The 22988-nt window shown below is 45.4% G+C and carries 13 protein-coding genes, 2 tRNA genes and 3 rRNA genes; 1 reads left to right on the top strand and 17 read right to left on the bottom strand.

Annotated elements, in window-relative coordinates; translation table 11 throughout:
- The first annotated feature begins 62 nt into the window (after positions 1–62).
- Positions 63–530, top strand: a complete 468-nt coding sequence (locus E3D81_RS11395) for a nucleoside triphosphate pyrophosphohydrolase family protein (protein WP_099366806.1) — start codon at positions 63–65, stop codon at positions 528–530.
- A 134-nt stretch (positions 531–664) separates the two neighbouring features.
- Here the strand turns inward: E3D81_RS11395 and E3D81_RS11390 are convergent, their stop codons facing one another.
- The 17 genes from E3D81_RS11390 to ettA all read right to left on the bottom strand — a co-directional run bounded on the left by E3D81_RS11390 (position 665) and on the right by ettA (position 22824).
- The gene (locus E3D81_RS11390) at positions 665–1624 is read right to left on the bottom strand and encodes a TIGR01212 family radical SAM protein (protein WP_099366807.1); all 960 of its coding nucleotides are present in this window, start codon (positions 1622–1624) and stop codon (positions 665–667) included.
- A gap of 302 nt (positions 1625–1926) precedes the next feature.
- Positions 1927–2038 (bottom strand): 5S ribosomal RNA (gene rrf, locus E3D81_RS11385).
- 162 nt (positions 2039–2200) lie between these two features.
- Positions 2201–5087 (bottom strand): 23S ribosomal RNA (locus E3D81_RS11380).
- A 142-nt stretch (positions 5088–5229) separates the two neighbouring features.
- Positions 5230–5303: transfer RNA gene (locus E3D81_RS11375), tRNA-Ala, on the bottom strand.
- A 10-nt stretch (positions 5304–5313) separates the two neighbouring features.
- A tRNA-Ile gene (locus tag E3D81_RS11370) sits at positions 5314–5390 on the bottom strand.
- 124 nt (positions 5391–5514) lie between these two features.
- Positions 5515–7042 (bottom strand): 16S ribosomal RNA (locus tag E3D81_RS11365).
- The 16S, 23S and 5S rRNA genes sit together here with 2 tRNA genes alongside, the layout of an rRNA operon.
- A 409-nt stretch (positions 7043–7451) precedes the next feature.
- Positions 7452–7793 (bottom strand): hypothetical protein, encoded by a 342-nt coding sequence (locus E3D81_RS11360; protein WP_134777450.1) that lies wholly within the window; start codon positions 7791–7793, stop codon positions 7452–7454.
- A 338-nt stretch (positions 7794–8131) separates the two neighbouring features.
- On the bottom strand, positions 8132–12697 hold the full coding sequence (locus E3D81_RS11355; RefSeq protein ID WP_134777449.1) for an efflux RND transporter permease subunit: 4566 nt from the start codon (positions 12695–12697) through the stop codon (positions 8132–8134).
- Between the two features lie 16 nt (positions 12698–12713).
- On the bottom strand, positions 12714–13820 hold the full coding sequence (locus E3D81_RS11350; protein WP_134777448.1) for an efflux RND transporter periplasmic adaptor subunit: 1107 nt from the start codon (positions 13818–13820) through the stop codon (positions 12714–12716).
- Between the two features lie 107 nt (positions 13821–13927).
- Entirely contained in the window at positions 13928–14293 is a 366-nt protein-coding gene (locus E3D81_RS11345) for a hypothetical protein (RefSeq protein ID WP_134777447.1), read from the bottom strand.
- 75 nt (positions 14294–14368) lie between these two features.
- On the bottom strand, positions 14369–14542 hold the full coding sequence (ccoS, locus tag E3D81_RS11340) for a cbb3-type cytochrome oxidase assembly protein CcoS (protein ID WP_099366592.1): 174 nt from the start codon (positions 14540–14542) through the stop codon (positions 14369–14371).
- Positions 14543–14552: 10 nt separating this feature from the next.
- Positions 14553–16949, bottom strand: coding sequence for a heavy metal translocating P-type ATPase (locus tag E3D81_RS11335; protein WP_134777446.1), 2397 nt, complete (start codon positions 16947–16949; stop codon positions 14553–14555).
- Between the two features lie 47 nt (positions 16950–16996).
- Positions 16997–18361, bottom strand: coding sequence for an oxygen-independent coproporphyrinogen III oxidase (hemN, locus tag E3D81_RS11330; RefSeq protein ID WP_134777445.1), 1365 nt, complete (start codon positions 18359–18361; stop codon positions 16997–16999).
- Position 18362: 1 nt separating this feature from the next.
- The gene (locus E3D81_RS11325) at positions 18363–18782 is read right to left on the bottom strand and encodes a lactate dehydrogenase (protein WP_099366589.1); all 420 of its coding nucleotides are present in this window, start codon (positions 18780–18782) and stop codon (positions 18363–18365) included.
- 107 nt (positions 18783–18889) lie between these two features.
- Entirely contained in the window at positions 18890–19948 is a 1059-nt protein-coding gene (locus E3D81_RS11320; protein ID WP_134777444.1) for a response regulator, read from the bottom strand.
- A gap of 2 nt (positions 19949–19950) precedes the next feature.
- Positions 19951–21135 (bottom strand): PAS domain-containing sensor histidine kinase, encoded by a 1185-nt coding sequence (locus tag E3D81_RS11315; protein WP_134777443.1) that lies wholly within the window; start codon positions 21133–21135, stop codon positions 19951–19953.
- Positions 21136–21141: 6 nt separating this feature from the next.
- Positions 21142–22824: an energy-dependent translational throttle protein EttA gene (gene ettA / locus E3D81_RS11310; RefSeq protein WP_134777442.1), complete on the bottom strand. Its 1683-nt coding sequence runs from the start codon at positions 22822–22824 to the stop codon at positions 21142–21144.
- Positions 22825–22988 lie beyond the last annotated feature (164 nt).

The raw sequence follows: 22988 nt of genomic DNA, 5'->3' as shown, positions 1-22988 counted from the left end.
ATGGCCTTTCATTTTTCATAAATTCCGCTATCTTTTGTATTTTTAATAAAATTTGAATTATTATGACAGACCCAAAATGTTTAACTTCAGTTGCTGAGTTCCATACTACCTTTCAACATCCTATTCTAGATAAACCAACCATCCCTTCTGAAGCTCGATGTAAGCTGCGAGTTTCCCTGATTGCCGAAGAATTGAAAGAGCTTCAAGAGGCCATCGATGATAAGGATTTGGTAGAAATTGCGGATGCCCTTTGCGATATTCAATATGTATTGTCGGGTGCCATCCTGGAATTCGGATTGAAGGATAAATTCAACGATCTATTCAATGAAGTTCAGCGTTCCAATATGAGCAAAGCCTGCACAACAGAACAAGAAGCTATCGAAACCCAAGCACACTACAAAGCAAAAGGAGTGGATTCTTATTATAAAGAAATTGATGGTAAATATTTGGTGTTCCGTGAAGGCGATGACAAGACCTTGAAATCCATCTATTATTCTCCTGCGGATCTGAAGTCTATTGTGGAGCGATAGATCGCTATCTGCTAACTTAAGGAAACTTGTTTTAGGTAAATAATATGGAAAAAGTTTAAGTTACATTTAAAGCATAAAAGAGGGCTGAAATTAATTTCAGCCCTCTTTTATGCTTTATATAAGTAATACAGTTCTTAAACAATTGCTTCGGGAACATAGGCTGAACCTTGTTTCACACCCAGTTCTTCCAATCCCTTATCGATCTTTGTCTGAATCCCTGATTTTGGAAATCCCCAATTTGGAGCGATCAAAAGTTCTTTATCAGCTATTCCAAAAATCCGTTGGATAATAATATCTGGTCTCAATAAAGGAATGAATTTCGCAAGGAATTCGGTATAACCTTCAATGGTAAACAATTCGAACGGCTCCCGTTTATATTTGACACCCATGATCGAACCTTCCACAATATGTAAATGATGCAGTTTAACAAACTTGATCTTTGGATGTTTATTGATCTCCTCCGCATATTTCAACATCATTTCTTCCGTTTCCCAAGGAAAACCAAAGATGGTATGCACACAAAGGTCTAGATTGGTGTTCTCCAACATCTTCATGGCATGATTGAATTCATCGTGGGAACAACCTCTATTGATGCGTTCCAAGGTCTCATTATAGATGGATTCCATCCCCATCTCCAGATCTACATCGAACCTATCGGTGTAACTCTCCAAGAGAGCAATCTTCTCAAAATCCAAACAATCGGGTCTTGTACCCACCGATAAACCAAGGGTATGTTCCGGACAGATGCTCAAGGCTTCATCATACATCATCTTCAACAGATGAGTCGGCGCATAGGTATTGGTATTGGGCTGAAAATAGATAATGAATTTCTCAGCGCCATAACTATTGCGCGCACGAGCGATCCCATTCTCCACCTGTTCCTTAATACTTGGGATCTTCCTGGCCGTATCCGGCGTAAAAGAATCCACATTACAATAGGTACAACCGCCGTAGCCTTTACTGCCATCCCTGTTCGGACAGGTAAAATTACCATCCACAATGACCTTAAAAACCCGCTGCCCCGCATATTTCTCCTTCAGGTAAGCCCCATAATGGTTATATGGTTTAACCCCGTTATCTAGTTGTGTACCCATTGGTTGCAAAGATAAAGGAAATCTTTGATTTCCTTTAATAGTATTTAGTAGTTAGTATTAAGTAGTTAGACCTATGGCGCCCTCCGTCATTGCGAGGAGGTACGAGGAAGCAATCTTTGGATATGCTGCGCCTTATGTCATCCTGAGCGCAGTCGAAGGATCTGTACGGGTACCACATGTAGATGCTTCGACTCCGCTCAGCATGACATGCGGGAAGATTGCTTCGTTCCTCGCAATGACGCGTAGGGTGCTATAAAAACAGAAAGCCCCGTCATCTATCGATAACGGGGCTCCTTTGTAAAATTAGGCGCCGACCTACTCTCCCACCTGTTACGGCAATACCATCGGCTCTGGCGGGCTTAACTTCTCTGTTCGGAATGGGAAGAGGTGGACACCGCCGATATAGGCACCTGAAGATCTTTATGAGATATTGTTCTATGTTCTGTCTGAAATTGACACTGTAGCACGCATGCAGCAGTCTAAATACTAACTACTAGATAGTAGTTACTGAACACGTCATTGACATGTTATTGGAAGAAAGGATCAAAAAAGAGAGAGGACAACAGTACTATCCGCATTGGAAAGCTTCGGGTTATTAGTACCACTCGGCTTTGGTCTCTCAACCTTTACACCTGTGGCCTATCAACGTCGTCATCTCCGACGGCCCTTATGAGGAAGTCTCATCTCGTGGCTAGTTTCGCACTTAGATGCTTTCAGCGCTTATCTATCCCGGACGTAGCTACCCTGCCGTACACCTGGCGGCATAACAGGTTCACCAGCGGTCCGTCCAACCCGGTCCTCTCGTACTAAGGTCAGATCCACTCAAACTTCCAGCGCCCACAACAGATAGGGACCGAACTGTCTCGCGACGTTCTGAACCCAGCTCGCGTGCCACTTTAATGGGCGAACAGCCCAACCCTTGGGACCTTCTCCAGCCCCAGGATGTGACGAGCCGACATCGAGGTGCCAAACCTCCCCGTCGATATGAGCTCTTGGGGGAGATCAGCCTGTTATCCCCAGAGTACCTTTTATCCTTTGAGCGATGGCCCTTCCATACAGAACCACCGGATCACTATGTCCGTCTTTCGACCCTGGTCGACTTGTAGGTCTCACAGTCAAGCAAGCTTATGCCATTGCACTCCACGTACGGTTACCAAGCGTACTGAGCTTACCTTTGAAAGCCTCCGTTACCTTTTTGGAGGCGACCACCCCAGTCAAACTACCCACCAAACAATGTCCTCGCCTTGGGCGAGTTAGAAACCGGATACAGAAAGGGCGGTATTTCAAGGTCGTATCCACGGTTCCTGGCGAAACCGCTTCAATTACTCCCGCCTATCCTACACATCCTGTACCCAATCTCAATGTTAAGCTATAGTGAAGGTTCATGGGGTCTTTCCGTCCCGTTGCGGGTAACCGGCGTCTTCACCGATACCACAATTTCACCGAGCTCATGGCTGAGACAGCGCCCAGATCGTTACACCATTCGTGCAGGTCGGAACTTACCCGACAAGGAATTTCGCTACCTTAGGACCGTTATAGTTACGGCCGCCGTTTACTGGGGCTTCGATTCAATGCTTCTCCTTGCGGATGACATCCCCTCTTAACCTTCCAGCACCGGGCAGGTGTCAGGCCTTATACTTCATCTTTCGATTTCGCAAAGCCATATGTTTTTGCTAAACAGTCGCCTGGGCCTTTTCACTGCGGCTTCTCCATCGCTGGAGGAAGCGCCCCTTCTCCCGAAGTTACAGGGCCATTTTGCCGAGTTCCTTAGCCATGATTCACTCGAGCACCTTAGGATCCTCTCCTCGACCACCTGTGTCGGTTTACGGTACGGGTGTTCCTTACCTGAAGCTTAGCGGGTTTTCTCGGAAGTCTGATTACCTGCACTATCTGCGCCCCCGGAGGTTTGCAGTACTATCGCGCTTCGGCTGTACCGGCGGATTTGCCTACCGGTCCAATACCTTTGCGCTTCAACGAGCTATTCCGTCAGCTCGCGGCAGTGTCACTACTCCGTCACCACATCGCAGTAAGGAACAGTACGGGAATGTTGACCCGTTGTCCATCGGCTGCCTCCATTCGGATGCGCCTTAGGTCCCGACTGACCCTGATCCGATTAGCGTTGATCAGGAAACCTTAGTCTTTCGGTGGGCGGGTTTCCCACCCGCCTTATCGTTACTTATGCCTACATTTGCTTTTCCATAAGGTCCACCGACAGTCACCTGCCGGATTCGCCCCCTATGGAATGCTCCCCTACCAGTGCAGATTCATCTGCAATCCATAGCTTCGGTACCGTTCTTGATGCCCGTTTATTATCCACGCCCGGCCGCTCGACTAGTGAGCTGTTACGCACTCTTTAAATGAATGGCTGCTTCCAAGCCAACATCCTAGCTGTCTGGGCAACCGGACCTCGTTAGTTCAACTTAGAACGGATTTGGGGACCTTAGCTGATGGTCTGGGTTCTTTCCCTCTCGGCCTTGGACCTTAGCACCCAAAGCCTCACTGCCGGCCATATCTAGCAGCATTCGGAGTTCGTCTGGATTTGGTAGGATTTGACTCCCCCGCACCCAATCGGTAGCTCTACCTCTGCTAGACTCATATGCCGACGCTGTTCCTAAAAACATTTCGGGGAGTACGAGCTATTTCCCAGTTTGATTGGCCTTTCACCCCTACCCTCAGGTCATCCGGAAACTTTTCAACGTTTATCGGTTCGGTCCTCCAGTACGTGTTACCGCACCTTCAACCTGCCCAAGGGTAGATCACAAGGTTTCGCGTCTACCTCATCCGACTGTGCGCCCTGTTCAGACTCGCTTTCGCTTCGGCTCCTCGACTTAATCGATTAACCTTGCCGGACAAGAGTAACTCGTAGGCTCATTATGCAAAAGGCACGCCGTCACGGAATCGCTCCGCTCCGACCGCTTGTAAGCACACGGTTTCAGGTTCTTTTCACTCCCCTGTTCGGGGTTCTTTTCATCTTTCCCTCACGGTACTGGTCCACTATCGGTCTCTCAGGAGTATTTAGCCTTGCCAGATGGTGCTGGCGGATTCCCACAGGATTTCTCCGGTCCCGCGGTACTCAGGATACCACTATGCCTGTATTCTTTGCCTGTACGGGGCTCTCACCCTTATCGCGCAGTTTCCCACCTGCTTCCAGTTCATAGCACAGTACAATATCGTGGTCCTACAACCCCATATCTGCCGTAACAGGTATGGTTTGGGCTCTTTCCCGTTCGCTCGCCACTACTTGGGAAATCATTGTTATTTTCTCCTCCTACGCTTACTTAGATGTTTCAGTTCGGCGCGTTCGCTTCATTTGATGGCATGTCTTCAACATGCCGGGTTGCCCCATTCGGAGATCCACGGATCGAGTCGCATTTGCCGATCCCCGTGGCTTATCGCAGCTTATCACGTCCTTCATCGCCTCTGAGAGCCTAGACATCCCCCGTGTGCCCTTGTTTACTTTCTTCACGCCACCATCCCTTTTGCCAGATGGTGCGTTGCTTTGGATCCATGCCCGTGGGCACTTCTCCTCTGTTGTCTTCTCTTGTTATCTCTTTTCTTCCAATATGTCAAAGAACTCTCATCCCTTCCCCTTGCGGGAAGGCCTGTGGAGAATAACGGATTCGAACCGTTGACCCCCTGCGTGCAAGGCAGGTGCTCTAGCCAGCTGAGCTAATTCCCCTTCCGTATCCTGGTAGTCCCGAGCAGATTTGAACTGCTGACCCCTACATTATCAGTGTAGTGCTCTAACCAACTGAGCTACGGGACTGGCTATCTTCATCTCTTCTCGCGACACCGTCCTGGACTCCGTCCGGGCGGGCACTTTCTTCTTTATGAGTCTGTTATCCATCATCTATGATCTGTTATGCAGCGAGGCCGGGTACAGGCCCCAGAAAGGAGGTATTCCAGCCGCACCTTCCGGTACGGCTACCTTGTTACGACTTAGCCCCAATTACCGGTTTTACCCTGACACGCTCCTTGCGGTTACATGCTTTAGGTACCCCCAGCTTTCATGGCTTGACGGGCGGTGTGTACAAGGCCCGGGAACGTATTCACCGCGTCATTGCTGATACGCGATTACTAGCGAATCCAACTTCACGGGGTCGAGTTGCAGACCCCGATCCGAACTGTGAATGGCTTTTCGAGATTGGCATCACATTGCTGTGTAGCTGCCCGCTGTACCATCCATTGTAGCACGTGTGTAGCCCCGGACGTAAGGGCCATGATGACTTGACGTCGTCCCCGCCTTCCTCTCTGCTTGCGCAGGCAGTCTGTTTAGAGTCCCCACCTTGACGTGCTGGCAACTAAACATAGGGGTTGCGCTCGTTGCGGGACTTAACCCAACACCTCACGGCACGAGCTGACGACAGCCATGCAGCACCTAGTTTCCTGTCCCGAAGGACGCATCCGTCTCTGGATGCTTCAGTAACTTTCAAGCCCGGGTAAGGTTCCTCGCGTATCATCGAATTAAACCACATGCTCCTCCGCTTGTGCGGGCCCCCGTCAATTCCTTTGAGTTTCACCCTTGCGGGCGTACTCCCCAGGTGGATGACTTAACGCTTTCGCTTGGACGCTTACTGTATATCGCAAACATCGAGTCATCATCGTTTAGGGCGTGGACTACCAGGGTATCTAATCCTGTTCGATCCCCACGCTTTCGTGCATCAGCGTCAATAACGGCTTAGACAGCTGCCTTCGCAATCGGTGTTCTGAGACATATCTATGCATTTCACCGCTACTTGTCTCATTCCGCCGTCTTCAACCGCATTCAAGCACTTCAGTATCAAGGGCACTGCGACAGTTGAGCTGCCGTCTTTCACCCCTGACTTAAAGTGCCGCCTACGCACCCTTTAAACCCAATAAATCCGGATAACGCTCGGATCCTCCGTATTACCGCGGCTGCTGGCACGGAGTTAGCCGATCCTTATTCTCCGGGTACATTCAGCCCTCCACTCGTGGAGGGGTTTATTCCCCGGCAAAAGCAGTTTACAACCCATAGGGCAGTCATCCTGCACGCGGCATGGCTGGTTCAGGGTTGCCCCCATTGACCAATATTCCTTACTGCTGCCTCCCGTAGGAGTCTGGTCCGTGTCTCAGTACCAGTGTGGGGGATTCTCCTCTCAGAGCCCCTAGACATCGTCGCCTTGGTGGGCCGTTACCCCACCAACTAGCTAATGTCACGCGAGCCCATCCATATCCTATGAATATTTAACCATATGATGATGCCATCTAATGGTTGCATGCGGTGTTAATCCGGATTTCTCCGGGCTATCCCCCTGATATGGGTAGGTTGCTCACGCGTTACGCACCCGTGCGCCACTCTCACCGATGGTAGCAAGCTACCACCGGATCCCGTTCGACTTGCATGTATTAGGCCTGCCGCTAGCGTTCATCCTGAGCCAGGATCAAACTCTCCATTGTAGAATGAAGTGTAAGACCGTGACTATTCATAAAAATAGAAACGTCTTGTTTTTTGTATCTCTGTCCTGCTCCCGGAAATCTGAAATCGATCGATCTGTAGATCGTCTTAATTTTCAGCTTTCGTCTTCCGACTACTCGCTGCGTTACATGATCATAAAATCTTAAAGAACTCTCCGCCTCCGCTCGCGCTTCGGCATCTGTATGTTTTTCGGTGTGCACTGCAGCACCTTGGAACTGTCATTTCTGTGGGCTGCCAGCGTCGCGCCGGCTGCCGTTCCCCGTGGTTGGGACTGCAAAGGTAGAAGGTTTTTTCGGTTCCGCAAAATTTATTTTAAAATAATTTTTTGGAGCTTTTTTTCCGTGCATCGTTGGCCCGGGGAATCCCCCAAATAGCAACCTGCATCTACCCTTATTTCAGTGGCCGTTCGGCCGTCCCTCCCTTGCGGAGTGGTGCAAAGATAGGGACTTCCCATCCATATTTCCAAGACCCCCGGTGAACATTTTTTACGGTTACCGTGTAAAGCGCTGTGGCAATGGTGGATAAATTTGTGTCCGGGGATGCAGGATAGGTTTGTACCGGAGGGATTTTATCCCATTTATCCATGTTGGCCTGCTGATAGGTAAACATATTTTGCTCCGGAACCCACTTGGTGCGTATCTGAAGCAGGATGGAAGCAGGGAAAAAGCACGAAAATGGATGTTGACCATAGGAAAAGCATACTTTAGCATTGCTTTCACCATGGTTTTGCATCGAAGGCAACTTGGGGGGCTCTGCGTCATTGCGGGGACCCTGCGTCATTGCGAGGAACGAAGCAATCTTCGAGCCATGTCATGCTGAGCGCAGTCGAAGCATCTACATGTGGTACACGTACAGATCCTTCGGCGATGCTCAGGATGACATGGGGAGCCGCATGTCCAAAGATTGCTTCCTCGTGCCTCCTCGCAATGACGAGGGTGTGCTTCCTCGTACCTCCTCGCAATGACGAGGGTGTGCTTCGTCGTACCTCCTCGCATTGCGAGACTCTGCGTCATCGCAAGACTCTGCGTCAATGCGAGGCCCTGCGTCATTGCGAGGAACGAAGCAATCCCCTACCTCCATCCACCACCAAGGGCTTTGTAAAGCACAATTTGGTTTAATAGTTTCTCCTTATTGACATCCACCTCTGCAACCTGAGCCGCGATCATGCTCTTTTGAGCAGTAATGATATCCAGGTAATTTACTCTTCCAGCAATAAAAAGTTCTTCAGCTGCTGCAATGGCAGACTCCAGCGCAAGAACCTGATCCCGAACATGTACCTCCCGCTTTGCAATCGCATCTTGGGTATTGATGGCCAGAGAAACCTCATTGACCGCGTTCAGCACCAACTTTTCATATTCCAAAAAACTGATCCCATACTTGGCTTTCATGATCTCATACTGTGATTTCAATTCCCTTTGTTTAAAAATCGGCATCGTTATGCCTCCAAACAAACCGTATGTGACGGATTTATCCAGGCTAAAAAGTTTATCCAGGCTAAAAGATTGCAGTCCTAGGTAAGGACTGATGGCAACCTCTGGCAAAAAGGATAAGCGAGCGGCTTCCAGTTCATGGTATTCTGCTTTCATGTCCAGACCTGCTCTTCGGATATCCAAACGGTTATTCAGCACATCTTCCAAATTACCGACCTGTAGATCGGCAAATAACAATTCCTCCGCCAATGCTTTTGTTTTTCGGGAGATGGGTTGATATACCCTACCCAGCAAGGCGTTGATCTGATGTTCATAAGCCAGGATCTCCTGTTCTGCCAATTCCCGATTGGCTTTTGATTCGGCCAAGATGGATCTGAACTGCTGAACAGCCAACTCATCCGCACGACCAGCTTCCTTCTGCGCTTCGATAATTTCGAGAGCCCGCTCGTGCAATTTGATGTTTTCCTCATAAACGGCCACTTTCTCATCCAAGCTCAACAGTTCATAATAGGCCGAGGAAATACTGGCGATCAATTCTGTTTCCAACAATCGACGAGTTTCGGTTTCCGACAGCAATTGGGAAAAGGCAGCTTCCCTCCTGTTCCGCAATTTTCCCCAAAGATCGATCTCCCAAGAAGAACGGACCCCTACAAAATAATCCGGGATAAATGGTTCCGGTAATTTTTCATCCTCTTTTAGGTTTTCCGAAAAATTGGAATCATAATTTCCGATCCCGGATTCGGTGTAATGTCCATATTTTCGCAGCCCCGCTTCTACGGCACCTTCCAAAGTAGGATAAAGAGCGGATTTTCGGAACCTGAAATTCGCTTGTGCCACCTCAATACGGTGGATGGTCTGACGAACATCCAAGTTATTTATCAATGCAGAATCGATCAAGGACGCTAATTCCTGATTAGTAAAAACGTCCTTCCACGCCAAACTTCCAACCGATAAACTGTCTTGCAAAAAGGCATTTGCCGATTCGCCGATCGCTGTTGGAAGATTTTGTTGGGCAGTCTGTTTTGGTATAGCACATGAACCCAACAACGTAATGACCAAAACGGATAGCACCGCTGCACCCTTATTCAAAGATTTCATTTTTTTCTTTTTATTTCTTTTGGAAAACAGCACGATCAAACCAGGTATAACGATCACACCTAGAATTGTACCGATTACCATACCACCAACTGAAGCGGTTCCGATGGTCCGGTTTCCGATCGCACCAGCTCCCGAAGCCAACATCAACGGAATCAAGCCCGCTGCAAAGGCAAAGGATGTCATCAAAATTGGTCGTAATCGCGCAACCGCACCTTCAATAGAAGCTGTAAGTACATCCATTCCCTGTTTTCTTTTCAGGTTTGCATATTCCACGATCAAAATCGCATTCTTTCCCAACAAACCGATCAGCATGACCAATGCTACCTGCGCATAGATGTTATTTTCCAACCCAAATATCTTGAGGAAGATAAAAGCGCCAAATACACCAGCAGGCAGACAAAGAATAACCGGTAGCGGAAGTAGAAAACTTTCGTACTGTGCTGCCAATAAGAGATATACAAAGACCAAACAAAGTAAAAAGATATATCCCGCTTGATTACCGGATATCTTCTGTTCCCGGGTCATGCCCGACCATTCAATCTCATAACCTTGGGGAAGGACCTTTGAAATTTCTTCCACCGCATCGATAGCCTGACCGGAACTAAAGCCAGGTGCAGCCTGACCCGTGATCATCGCCGATGTGAACATGTTATATCGGGTGATCTGTTCTGGGCCATACACCCGTTTCATTGTCATGAAAGAAGAATAGGGAACCATCTCGCCATCGGCAGTTTTTACATATAGATTCAGTACATCTTCAGGTCTTTGTCTTGAAAAAGCATCAGATTGTACCATGACCTTATACATCTGTCCGTAGCGGATAAAGTTCGTCGCATATAAACTTCCCAATAAAGTTTGTAAGGTATTCATGGAATTCTCTACTGAAATACCCTTTTTAGCCGCTAAATCATAGTCAATCTCCAGCATGTACTGCGGAAAATTCACATCAAAAGTGGTACTTGCGCTTTCGATCACCTCATTGGCCTGAAGATCATTGATAAAATCCTTGACCACTTCATTGGTCTTCGCCAGATCCTCATTACCACTACGATCCAATAGCCTCAACTCAAAACCCGATGAATTTCCGAAGCCTGGAACCGTAGGAGGTGGAAAGAATTCAATCTCTGCATCGGCAATATGGGCTGTTTTTTCACGTAGTACCTTCATCACATCGTCTACGGATTGTTCTCTTTCATCCCAAGCCTTAAGGTTGATCATCCCCATACCATAGGATGCACCCGAAACCTCTGTTACGATACTATATCCTGCAAGGATGGAAACGGTTTCTACCACGTCCAATTCTCGGGATATAGCATCCACTTCGTTCAGAACCGCTTCTGTCCGATCAACGGTTGCTCCAGGAGGGGTGGTTACCGCTACATAGATCATCCCCTGATCTTCTGTTGGGATAAATCCCGAGGGTAATATGGATGCAGATCCCCAGGTGATCACGAACATACCTGCCAGAGCGGCCAAGGTGATGATCCTACGGCCGGCAATTCGGCCGAGCACATTCTTATAGCCACCACTGATCCGATTATAAACCTTATTGAATCCACGGAAAAACCGATCCAAAGGACCATTCCCCGGCTTCTTATCGTGTGGAGATCGCAGAATGATGGCACATAGTGCTGGCGTTAAGGTCAGGGCATTGATTCCAGAGATTACGATAGCTGCAGCTAAGGTAAGCGAGAATTGCCTATAGAAAATCCCCACCGGCCCAGAAAGAAATGCCACCGGAACAAACACGGCCGACATGACTAAGGTTATGGCAATTACTGCAGAACCCACTTCATCCATAGCCGCCAAAGTCGCTTCCATTGGAGAGAGGTGCTCCTCCTCCATTTTGGCATAGACGGCCTCGACGACGACAATACCATTATCGACCACAATTCCAATGGCGAGCACCAGCGCAAAAAGAGTCAATAAGTTGATGGAGAAACCCATCATCTGCATAAAAAATAAAGAACCGATCAAACATACAGGCACTGCCAAAATAGGAATGATGGTAGCCCTAAAATCCTGAAGGAAAATAAATACCACTAGGAAAACCAATATAAAGGCTTCGATCAAGGTAATCAATACCGAAGAGATGGATGCATTCAAGAACCGAGAAACATCATATCCCATGGTATATTTCATACCTGGCGGAAAAGTAGCGGCCTGCAATTCGGCCATTCTATCTTTCACGCGCTGGATCACTTCCTGCGCATTGGATCCAGGTAATTGTTTGATCATGATCGATGCAGAAGGTCGACCGTCAGTTTTGGAAACCATTTCATAATCCAATGAACCGAACTCCACCTCAGCGATATCCTTTACCCGGATGATAGATCCATCCACGTTGGCACGGATCGGTATGTTCTCGTATTCACTGATTTCAGTGAATTTTCCAGGATAGCGAAGCACATATTGTTGCATGTTCACCGTTTTATCGGAACTGATCCCTGTTTGACCTGGTGCGGCCTCGATATTCTGACGGCGTAATGCCGCGACCAATTCTTCGGTAGAGATCGAATAGGATGATAATCGATCAGGTTTCACCCAGATGCGCATGGCATAATCTTTCATTCCCATGATCTGTGCAAACCCAACACCTTCAATACGCTTCAGTTCCTTCAGGATATTGATATCGGTAAAGTTGTAGATGAACCGTTCATCGGCTGTTTCATCCTCACTATATAGATTGAGGTACATGAGCATACTGTTCACTTCTTTTTCGGTGGTCACCCCTGCTTTTATCACTTCCTCCGGAAGTTCGTCCAGCACGGTGGTCACTCGGTTCTGCACATTCACGGCGGCGATGTCCGGATCAGTACCTACCTTGAAAAAAACCTGAATCAACGTATTTCCATTATTGGTCGATACGGAGTTCATGTACGTCATGCCGGCCACCCCATTGATTGCCCTTTCTAATGGAATGGCGACGGCATTGGTACTTACCTCAGCATTTGCCCCGGTATAGCTCGCTGTCACCACTACTGACGGCGGAACAATATCCGGGAACTGCGTAATAGGCAAGGTAAAAAGGGCCAAAAGGCCTAATAAGGTTATGAATATGGAGATGACCAATGATAACACCGGTCTCTTAATAAATTTTTCAAACATCTATCCAATCCCCCCTTTAGTTGTTCATCAGTTTAGGCTGTACCCGCATACCATCCCTTAAGGATTGTACGCCTTCATAAACCACTTTGGTATTTTCTGCTAGCCCATCTTCCACCACGTAGTAATGTCCTACACGGCGCCCGTTCTTAAATGGCGTCATTTGTACCGTGTCTCCTTTTAGGGTATATACATAGGCCTTATCCTGAATTTCCAACACCGATTTCTGATGTACCAATAACAGGTTGCCGGTTTGGGTTGGTACCCCAATTCTGCCCGTTGCCCCATGTTTCAACAATCCATCCGGATTAGGGAATTTTGCACGTAGGGAAATAGATCCGGTACTGGATTCAAACTCGCTCTCCACAATTTCAGCCGTGCCCTTATGTGGATACAACGTTCCATTGGCAAGGATCAACTGTACCTCTTTCTTGAAATGATTTCGGTTAAAACTGGGGTCGGATGCGATTTCCAAATATTCTGTTTCCGAAATATCAAAATACACATTGACCAGTTGTTGGTCTGAAATGCTGGTCAACAAGGAGCCTTCTTCCAATAGGGATCCTTCTCGGAGTAAGATACGATCGATCCGACCATCAAATGGGGCCCTGATTTGGGTATGTGCTAATTTTGTTTTTGCTTGATGTAGAATTGCCTCGGCTTCTTTCACCTTGGCATGCGCCGCTTTTAACTGCACACGTAATAACTCATATTCGGATCTACTAACAATATTCTTATCGACCAATTTTTGGGTTCTTTCCATTTCCAGTTCCACTTTTTTCACTTCTGCCATCGCTGAATTGACAGCGGCCTGTGCTTGGGCATGATCCGCTTTGTACTCTTCATCGGTCAATGAGAACAGTACCTGACCTTTTCTTACATAAGCCCCTTCATCTACATAGATCTTATTCAAAAACCCAGTCAGTCTAGACCGTAGTTCCACATTCCGTTGCGATTGGATATCGGCAATATATTCCTTAAAGATCACGGTGTCTTTTTGGATAAGTTGAGTAACAGGCACTACCTTGGACGTTGTAGTAGTTTGCTGTTCATTACTATTTGCTGTACAAGCAGCAAAGAAAATTGCACTTCCAACCAATGGAAGCATCAAGAAACGATTCTTCATTATAAAATATAATTCGGGTAATAAAAAAATAGATACACATGGAATTCAGCCATTGCAGACATGCAATGGCCAGGGTTCAATTAAAAAATAGAACCTAGCGAAAGAAATTAGAAAGGTCTGTACCGATACAGAAAACTATAATAGCCGGGAAGGCATAATGTTTTCGAAAGGTAAAAGGGATGATCCTGGGTTTTAATCAGCTCCTTGACGCGGACCAATAACCAGGAAAATATAAGAATAGCGGGCAAAAGACCTAATATTAAGGACATTGCGCGGTAATCATCAAAAAAAATATTGGGGATAGCTTCGTCGGAATCCGCGTGCTTCATGTTGAGCACTTCTTCCAACAAAACTTCTACGAATGTTTCATTGGTTTTTACCTCTCCAGAATTAAAGAAGCAGCTGCTGTTCACCTCAAAACAGAGCAAGTTCAGATAACCAAAAAGTGCCAAGAAATGGAACAATCGAAACATGTTACAAAGATACCATGCCGAATATCAATAAAAGCATGAACTCTGTAAAAAAACTGTGATTTTTGGGGTCTCAGCCTATTTTTTAGCGGGTTCTTTCCCCTCTTCCTGCGGTTCATCATCGAAGAGGATTCGAACCGATGGTGTATAGGTATCCTCATGTTGTCCATTCTTGCTCGCCCAAAAGAAGGCGCCAAGAAAGAACAGCGCAATAAGCACACTACAACCGATTAACATAAATATGATGTTCATACCTACAAATTTAAATTAAATTTCTTCGTTTTGCATACCACCGGGTCATCAAACTGGTGAATGAAATTATCGTAACCGTACTGATCGGCATCAAAATAGCCGCAAATAATGGCGACATGGTCCCTTGCACGGCAAAACTCAGACCTATGCTATTATACATCAGGGAAATGATGAAACTCATCTTGATCACTTTCACCGCATCTTTGCTAAACGCAAAGAATTTGGGCAATTTATCAAATGAATCGCCATCCAAGATGGCATCACAGCCCGGAGAAAAGTTATTGATATCATCCGATACGGCTATTCCGATATCCGCTTTTCGCAAAGCACCGGCATCGTTCAAGCCATCGCCCAACATACACACTTTTTGATCTTGGTTTTGCCAATCATGAATCCGCTCCAATTTTTCCCCCGGTGTCTGATTGAACAACAGTTTCGAACCCTGCGGAAAGATCATTTTCAATGCGTCTGCCCGACGCTCATTATCACCTGAGATCAGGTGAAGACTATAGGATTCTCCTTTGAATTGGTTGATGACGTCTGCCAATCCTGGTCGCCAGGATTGTTCCAAGGTAAAGAAACCCTTGATTGCATCGTTGATCCGTACATATACAACCGATCCTTCCAAATCTACCTTTTGGGATCCCACATAACTGGCACTTCCCAATCGGATGCTATAATCTTGGTATTTTGCAGATTGCCCTCTACCTGCCACCTCTTCATAATCAGAAATCGGCAACAATTGCCCATCCCCTAACCATTTGATGATCTCACGGCTCAAAGGGTGGTTGGAATTTCGACAGAGGGAATAGATCAGGTTCTTATCCAAACTGGATAAAGATCCTTCAAAATACATACTGGAGGCATTTGGTGAGGATATGGTTCCTGTTTTATCAAAGACCATGGTATCGATGGCAGCCATCTGCTCGATAGCAGCTGTATTCTTGATATACAGTTTATTCTTATCAAAGATGCTCAATGCTGCGGAAAGGGTAAATGGCGAACTTAATGCCAAGGCACAAGGGCAGGCAATAATCAATACGGCTGTAAAGGCTGCCCAAGCTTTATCCGCATTTCCACCAAGTAACCAATATGCACAGGAAACAAAGGCCACCGCCAAAAGACCGATGGTAAAATATTTACTGATATAGCCAATGAAGGTATCGAATTTCTTTTCGTACTGTTTAAAACTGTCGTTGTTCCACAGTTTGGTCAGGTAACTTTGGGAAACCGCTTTCACCACTTCCAGCTCGATGGCTTCTCCCATCTGCCGCCCACCCGCATAGACGACTTCGCCCAATACCTTTTCAACAGGTTTACTTTCTCCGGTTACAAAACTGAAATCCACGGATGCATGCCCATTCAATAAAATCGCATCTGCCGGAATGATTTCATTGTTCCTTACCAAGATCCGGTCGCCCACCTGCAGATCTCCGATCTGCGTAGGTTTTTCAGTATGCTCCTTGATCACGGTCACGGCTACCGGAAAATAAGAACGGTAATCCCTTTCAAAGGAGATGTGGTAATAGGTACGCTGCTGCACCCATTTACCGATCAGGATAAAGAACACCAAACTACATAGGGTATCCATAAATCCAGCTCCTGTTTGGGAAATAATTTCGTATGCCGAACGGAAGAAGAGCACAAATATCCCTAATGCCAAAGGAACATCCAGGTTTAAGCGCTTTTGTTTTAAACTGATCCAGGCAGATTTAAAATAATCAGACGCACTATATAATAATACCGGAAGGCCAAAGGCCAGGTTCATATAGCCAAAGAAATTGGCGTATTGTTTTTCGAAGGCCGCCATTCCGAAATATTCCGGAAAGGAGATCATCATGGAATTTCCGAAACAGAACCCCGCTACGACGATTTTGGCGATGAGTTTGTTCTGATTGAATTTCTTCCCTTCCTTAACCACATCCTGAAGGGTGATCTTCGGGTCGTAACCAATATTATGGAGCAGCCCCACCAATTCCCGTAGGGAAATTTCCTTTTTATGGAACGTAATACTGGCCTGTTTTTTCATGAAATCCACTTGGGATGTCTTCACGCCAGGATTCAGTTTATACAGGTTTTCCAATAACCAGATACAGGAACTGCAATGGATGGCAGGTACGTAAAAGGTGATAATGGCCATTTCCTCATCTTGGTAATCCACCAATTTGGCAACAATATTGGGTTCGTCCAAGTAGGAAAGGTCCTCCTTTTGGTTCTTTTGGGATTTACCGGGATGAGTATTGTATTTATAATAACTTGCTAGGTTGTTTTCATTGAGGATCTGGTAGACTGTTTGACAGCCCAAACAGCAGAAATCATGATCATCCAGCACATAGGCTGTTTCTTCCACTTGATCACCACAGTGGTAACAGCTAGTATTCAATTTTAATTTACTGTTGATCGCCATTCCAATCTCCTGATAAATTGTTTTAAAGATTCGTTTTTTGAAGTCGCTTATATCGCTTGGCTGAATAGATTCTCTCTTTCCTTCGTACGTTGCAAACGCACATCAAAAGCCATACACACATTTCTCAAGAAGGACTTTCCTACTTCAGTGATCTGAACTTCCAGGCCATTGATTTCGGCAAGTCCATCCAACTGTAAAGGTTGAAGTCTTTCTAAGATACCAATATTTATCTCTTCATGAGGTTTTAGGGATACTTTTCCCCTACACATCATATCCAAAATATATTGTCTTACCAGTACATCTTCTTCATTCAACAAATGACCTTTAAAAACCGGTAATTTATTTTCGGCAATCAATTTATGGTATTCCTCTACCGTTTTCACATTCTGTGCAAAAGCGGTCCAAGCATCCGAGATTGAAGAAACCCCCAAACCGATCAACAAAGGCTTATACCTATCGGCATAACCCATGAAATTACGGTGTAAGGTTCCATTTTTGGATGCTTTATACAGTTCATCCTCCGGTTTTGCAAAGTGGTCCATACCCACATCTTCAAAACCAGCTTCCTGTATCATCTGTTTTCCAAGTTTATATAAATTTAACTTTTCTTCGCCAACTGGCAAATCATGTTCAGTAAATCTACGTTGGCCAGGTTTGATCCAAGGCACATGGGCATAACTATAGAAGGAGATCCGATCCGGATTAAGGATCAAGGAATGTTCGATGGTCATGCTCACCGATTCTGCAGTTTGCAGCGGAAGACCATAGATCAGGTCAAAATTGATAGAGTCATATCCAATAGCTCTGGCATCCTTCATCACCCGTGCAACATCCTCAACGGTCTGATGCCTATTGATGATGAACTGGACTTTTTCATCAAAATCCTGGATCCCTAAACTGAGGCGTTTGAAGCCTAAGTCGTATAATGTTTTTAAATGTTCGTAAGTCGTATTCGCAGGATGGGCTTCGAAAGAAAAAGAAGCGCCTTCCGCACGTTGATTTCCCTCCATCAATCCAGCAATCAGCCGGTGCAGGTTTTCGGCCTGGAAAAAAGTTGGTGTGCCACCACCAAGGTGGATTTCCGCAATTTTCAAAGATTCATTGCCCAGAATCTCCTTATACATTTTCCATTCCTTCAAGATGGAGGTGATATAAGGATCTTCTACCTGATGGTTTTTGGTAATTCGCGTGTTGCATCCACAATAGGTACACAGGCTTTCGCAAAAAGGTAAATGTACATAGATACTGATCCCCTGTTCTTTGGAATCCTTAAAATTTTCGGAGACCCTTAATCTCCAGTCTTGTTCGTTGAAGTGGTCATTTTCCCAGAAAGGAACAGTTGGGTAGCTGGTATATCGAGGTGCTGCCACATTGTATTTATGAATGAGGGCATTGAATCTATCTATTTCCATATTAACCGAATTTCATTTTGTTTGCGCAGTCCATCTTGCATTGGCAGGCATCTCCTGCACAACCGCCGACCATCCATTGGGTAAGGTTTTGGATGGTTCTTTTGGCAATATCTTCTAAGGATGTTTCAAAAGGGACGTTGGCTACATGCATTTTCAACTCACCTGCGAAATCCAGATCGATATGTTCGGTGGTGGAAGATCGTGTGACAATACTTTTCACGCCTATCCTGCTCAATTCCGCCAACATGACCCGATCTAATATATCACGTTCAGATATGATAACAGCTTCCTTTCCCAAAGCATAATGCATTGTACTGAAATTCAATTCATTGGTCACCAAAGTCAGATCATGGACCTTCGCATTTGCTATGGCCAAGTATTCCTTTTCGGGACCTAAAATGTTATATGCAATCACTCTCATCCTTAAGTTAGATATATAAACAATTCAAAGGTACTGTATACATTCACTATATTCAGTGAACTGCATCAGCCCAGAAAGTGATATATATCACGGTTTAAGGAGCCAGCTTATTGTTTGATATTCTTTAATCGTACGACGGAGAATATGCGGATCGCATTTCCTTCTTTGGTTAAAAGTTTTTCATCTTTAAAATCAGCCAACATGCGGCTAATGGTTTCATTGGCGGTACCCGCTAAGGCAGCAAGGTCGTCCCGGGAAATTTTGATGGTGACTTCATCATTTGCCGATCCTGATTTTTCCGCAACATTGACCAAGGCATTTGCCACACGCTTACGAACAGAATCATAGGCAAAGCCGAGCATCTGCTCCTCTTTTTCTAAAATATTCTGGGATAATACCTTAATCAATTTAGAGGCAATCGCTGGTTTTTTATAGAGCAGTTCAAAGAAATTATCCTTATGGATAAGGGCGATTTCCGCATCTTCCAGGGTGGAGGTATTGTCGCCATATTTGGTGTTCAGCAACACCGATTCCAGGCCGAAGAATTGATCCTCAATGTAGATATTGGTGGATAATTCCCTACCATCCTTATAATTTAGAAAACTGCGAACCTTTCCCTTTTTGATATAATATACATAAAGTGGGGTGTCACCAGCTTCATAGATGGTCTGTTTCTTTTTAATGGTCTTCATTCGGCCATGGCTGGCCAGGTCCTGAAGCAGGTAGGCTTGTTCCTGTTCATCCAATCGGAAACTATCTGCCGATGGTACGGCCTTGGCTTGGATCTGCGAACGTTTTTTGAACCTACTTTCAATAGCATTCAGCAATTCCAGGTCATCAAATGGTTTGGTCAGGTAATCATCTGCCCCCATTTCCATGGCTTTTCTCACATCGGCTTTTTCCGACTTGGCCGTCAGGAAAATAAAAGGGATATCTTGGGTATTTTCGTGTTTGCTCAACATATACAATACCCCATAACCATCCAGTTCAGGCATCATGATATCGCAAAGAATCATATCAGGGCGATGTTTGATCGCCAGGTCTACGCCTGTTTTTCCTTCAGGAGCCACCATGACCGAATACTCTCCGGTCAATTCCAGGATTTCTGCTGTACTTTCCCTGATATCACTATTATCTTCAATAATTAAGATTCTTCTTTTTTCCATTCTTATTGGATGAAATTCATTTTAAAAATTGCGCCTTCATTCACGGCGGACCAATATTCCATTTTACCGCCCATGAGTTCAACATAGCGTTTCACGATGTTCAGCCCCAGACCGGTACCAGGGATATTGCCTGTATTATTTGCACGGAAGAAAGGTTCGAACAGGTTTACCTGATCTTCCAATGGGATACCAATACCATTGTCCTTTACGGTTACCACAAGCGAATCCTTGCCAATCTCCGTATTGAACTCAATGAAGGTATCTTCTCCGGAATATTTTATGGCATTGGAAATCAAGTTGATGATACTGTTTTTCAACAGATTAGGATCGATAAAGAAGTTCGCCTCTTCGCCCGTATGTTGGTAGATGATATGTTGGTTCTTTTTACAGATCATCTGCATTTCTTCTGCGATCTCTTCACCCAACTGTACCATGTTCACATCACTTTTATTGACCACGACGACTCCCGCTTCCAGTTTTTCTAAGTTCAGAAAATCATTGAGGATCGTATTCAACAGCTGAACAGAATTTTTGATCCGATTGGTATGTTTTTCAATGGGGGCATATTCCGATTTTTCTACATAGCGATCAATCAAGGAGGCCGACAATTGCACAGAGCTCAATGGGGTCCGGAATTCATGGGATGCCATGGAAACAAATCTTGATTTCAATTGGTTCAATTCCTTTTCCTTTTCAAGGGAAACACTGACATCAGCTTTCGCCTTTTCCAGCTCGGAAACCAATTTGATCAGGTCTTTTGTTCTTTCCCGCACCTTCCATTCCAATTCTTGGGTATGTTTCTTTAGTTCGATCTCGGCTTTCTTCTCTTTGGTGAGGTCATGCACGAATCCGGTAAAGATTTTCCGATCCTTATAGAACACTTCGCTAACTGCCAAACGGAAAGGGAAGGTTGTACCATCTTTTTTCAGTCCCCGCACTTCCCTACCAATACCTATAATCCGTTTGTGACCTGTTTCTTCATAGTTTGAAATATAACGGTCATGATTGGAACGGTCTGGCTCAGGCATCAACATAGAAATATTATTCCCGATCACCTCTTCGGCATCATATCCGAAGAGTTCTAATGCGGCAGGGTTTATGCTTTCCACATTTCCATGGTTATCAATCGTAATAATCCCATCGATGGCATTTTCAATGATAGCTTCGAGTAACTTGGCGGTTTCCAATAATCTTTATTTTACAAGTTTTTTATACTTAATTCTTTTCGGACCTACATCACCTAAACGTTTCTTTCTGTTCTCTTCGTATTCGGTATAATTTCCTTCGAAGAAGTAGACTTGCGAATCCCCTTCAAAGGCAAGAATATGCGTACAGATGCGGTTTAGGAACCAACGGTCGTGGGAGATGATCACCGCACATCCACCGAAATTCTCCAAACCTTCTTCCAAGGCCCGCAGGGTATTCACATCGATGTCATTGGTCGGCTCATCGAGTAATAGCACATTGGATCCCTTTTTCAAGGTAATGGCCAAGTGTACCCTATTTCGTTCACCACCGGATAATACAGCGATTTTCTTCTGTTGGTCGGCGCCATTGAAATTGAATTTGGAAACATAAGCACGGGAATTCACCGGACGATTTCCTAATTGGATGTTCTCATTTCCATCGGTAATATTTTCCCAAACGGATTTGTTGGCATCCAGATCATCGTGCATCTGGTCTACATAGCCCAGAGCCACGGTCTCTCCTACCCGGAATGTTCCCGAATCTGGTTCTTCCTGACCTGTGATCAATCGGAAAAGGGTCGTTTTACCGGCACCATTTGGACCGATAATACCCACAATACCTGCTGGAGGAAGGGAGAAGCTTAAATTTTCAAATAAGATCCGATCGCCATAGGCTTTGGATACATTGGTTGTTTCGATCACCACATTGCCTAATCGAAGGCCTGGAGGAATGAACAGCTCCAATTTCTCTTCGCGTTCTTTGGTCTCCTCAGAGGCTAATTTTTCATAATTATGTAAACGGGCTTTGGATTTGGCATGTCTGGCTTTTGGTGCCATTTTTACCCATTCCAATTCGCGTTCTAATGTTTTCTGACGCTTGGTTTCCTGTTTTTCTTCCTGAGCCAAACGTTTGGCTTTCTGATCTAACCAGGAAGAATAATTCCCTTTCCAAGGAATACCTTCACCACGGTCTAATTCCAGGATCCAACCGGCTACATTATCCAAGAAGTAACGGTCGTGTGTAACGGCGATTACCGTACCTTTATATTGCTGTAAATGTTGCTCTAACCAATCGATGGATTCGGCATCCAAGTGGTTGGTAGGCTCATCCAACAACAAGACATCTGGTTCTTGCAATAAAAGACGACATAACGCCACCCTTCTTCGCTCACCCCCTGACAAATTGGCAATTAAGGTATCCGGCTCCGGACAACGTAAAGCATCCATGGCGCGTTCCAATTTCGAATCCAATTCCCAGGCATTGCTCGCATCGATCATATCCTGTAACTCGCCTTGCCTAGCCAATAATTTATCCATTTCATCAGGATTCTCATAGACTTCCGGCAGACCAAACTTTTCATTGATATCTTCATATTCCTGAAGGATGGCTTTTGTTTCAGCAACACCTTCTTCCACAATCTCCAATACCGTCTTTGTTTTATCCAATTCGGGTTCCTGTGCTAAATAACCTACAGAATAACCTGGTGAGAACACCACTTCGCCCTGGTAGGATTTATCGATACCGGCGATGATTTTCAATAGGGAAGATTTTCCGGAACCATTTAAACCAATGACCCCTATTTTAGCTCCATAGAAAAAGGATAGATAGATATTCTTGAGTACTTGCTTGGATGGCGGGTGAATTTTATTCACGCCTGCCATGGAAAAGATAATTTTCTCGTCTGACATAAGGATGATGAAACTTTTTCCACAAAGATAATGGAATTACTGACAATTTGATAGTTTTCGCGCTATGGTCTAATTGTTGATAAAAATATAAAGTAACAAAAGGGTGTAAAGGGTATTTTTATTACATTTATACAATTATCACCCGATTTAATAGAGAAAGGAAT

Origin of the sequence: Sphingobacterium sp. CZ-2, from assembly GCF_004526235.1 — a bacterium.
GTDB lineage: Bacteria > Bacteroidota > Bacteroidia > Sphingobacteriales > Sphingobacteriaceae > Sphingobacterium > Sphingobacterium tenebrionis.
This window is presented reverse-complemented; position numbering and strand designations above follow the sequence as displayed.

What these genes read in the sequence shown, in the direction of transcription:
- E3D81_RS11395 (WP_099366806.1), top strand. Translation starts at nt 63, where the DNA reads ATGACAGACCCAAAATGTTTAACTTCAGTTGCTGAGTTCCATACTACC.
- E3D81_RS11390 (WP_099366807.1), bottom strand. Translation starts at nt 1,624, where the DNA reads ATGGGTACACAACTAGATAACGGGGTTAAACCATATAACCATTATGGG.
- E3D81_RS11360 (WP_134777450.1), bottom strand. Translation starts at nt 7,793, where the DNA reads ATGCAAAACCATGGTGAAAGCAATGCTAAAGTATGCTTTTCCTATGGT.
- E3D81_RS11355 (WP_134777449.1), bottom strand. Translation starts at nt 12,697, where the DNA reads ATGTTTGAAAAATTTATTAAGAGACCGGTGTTATCATTGGTCATCTCC.
- E3D81_RS11350 (WP_134777448.1), bottom strand. Translation starts at nt 13,820, where the DNA reads ATGAAGAATCGTTTCTTGATGCTTCCATTGGTTGGAAGTGCAATTTTC.
- E3D81_RS11345 (WP_134777447.1), bottom strand. Translation starts at nt 14,293, where the DNA reads ATGTTTCGATTGTTCCATTTCTTGGCACTTTTTGGTTATCTGAACTTG.
- ccoS (WP_099366592.1), bottom strand. Translation starts at nt 14,542, where the DNA reads ATGAACATCATATTTATGTTAATCGGTTGTAGTGTGCTTATTGCGCTG.
- E3D81_RS11335 (WP_134777446.1), bottom strand. Translation starts at nt 16,949, where the DNA reads ATGGCGATCAACAGTAAATTAAAATTGAATACTAGCTGTTACCACTGT.
- hemN (WP_134777445.1), bottom strand. Translation starts at nt 18,361, where the DNA reads ATGGAAATAGATAGATTCAATGCCCTCATTCATAAATACAATGTGGCA.
- E3D81_RS11325 (WP_099366589.1), bottom strand. Translation starts at nt 18,782, where the DNA reads ATGAGAGTGATTGCATATAACATTTTAGGTCCCGAAAAGGAATACTTG.
- E3D81_RS11320 (WP_134777444.1), bottom strand. Translation starts at nt 19,948, where the DNA reads ATGGAAAAAAGAAGAATCTTAATTATTGAAGATAATAGTGATATCAGG.
- ettA (WP_134777442.1), bottom strand. Translation starts at nt 22,824, where the DNA reads ATGTCAGACGAGAAAATTATCTTTTCCATGGCAGGCGTGAATAAAATT.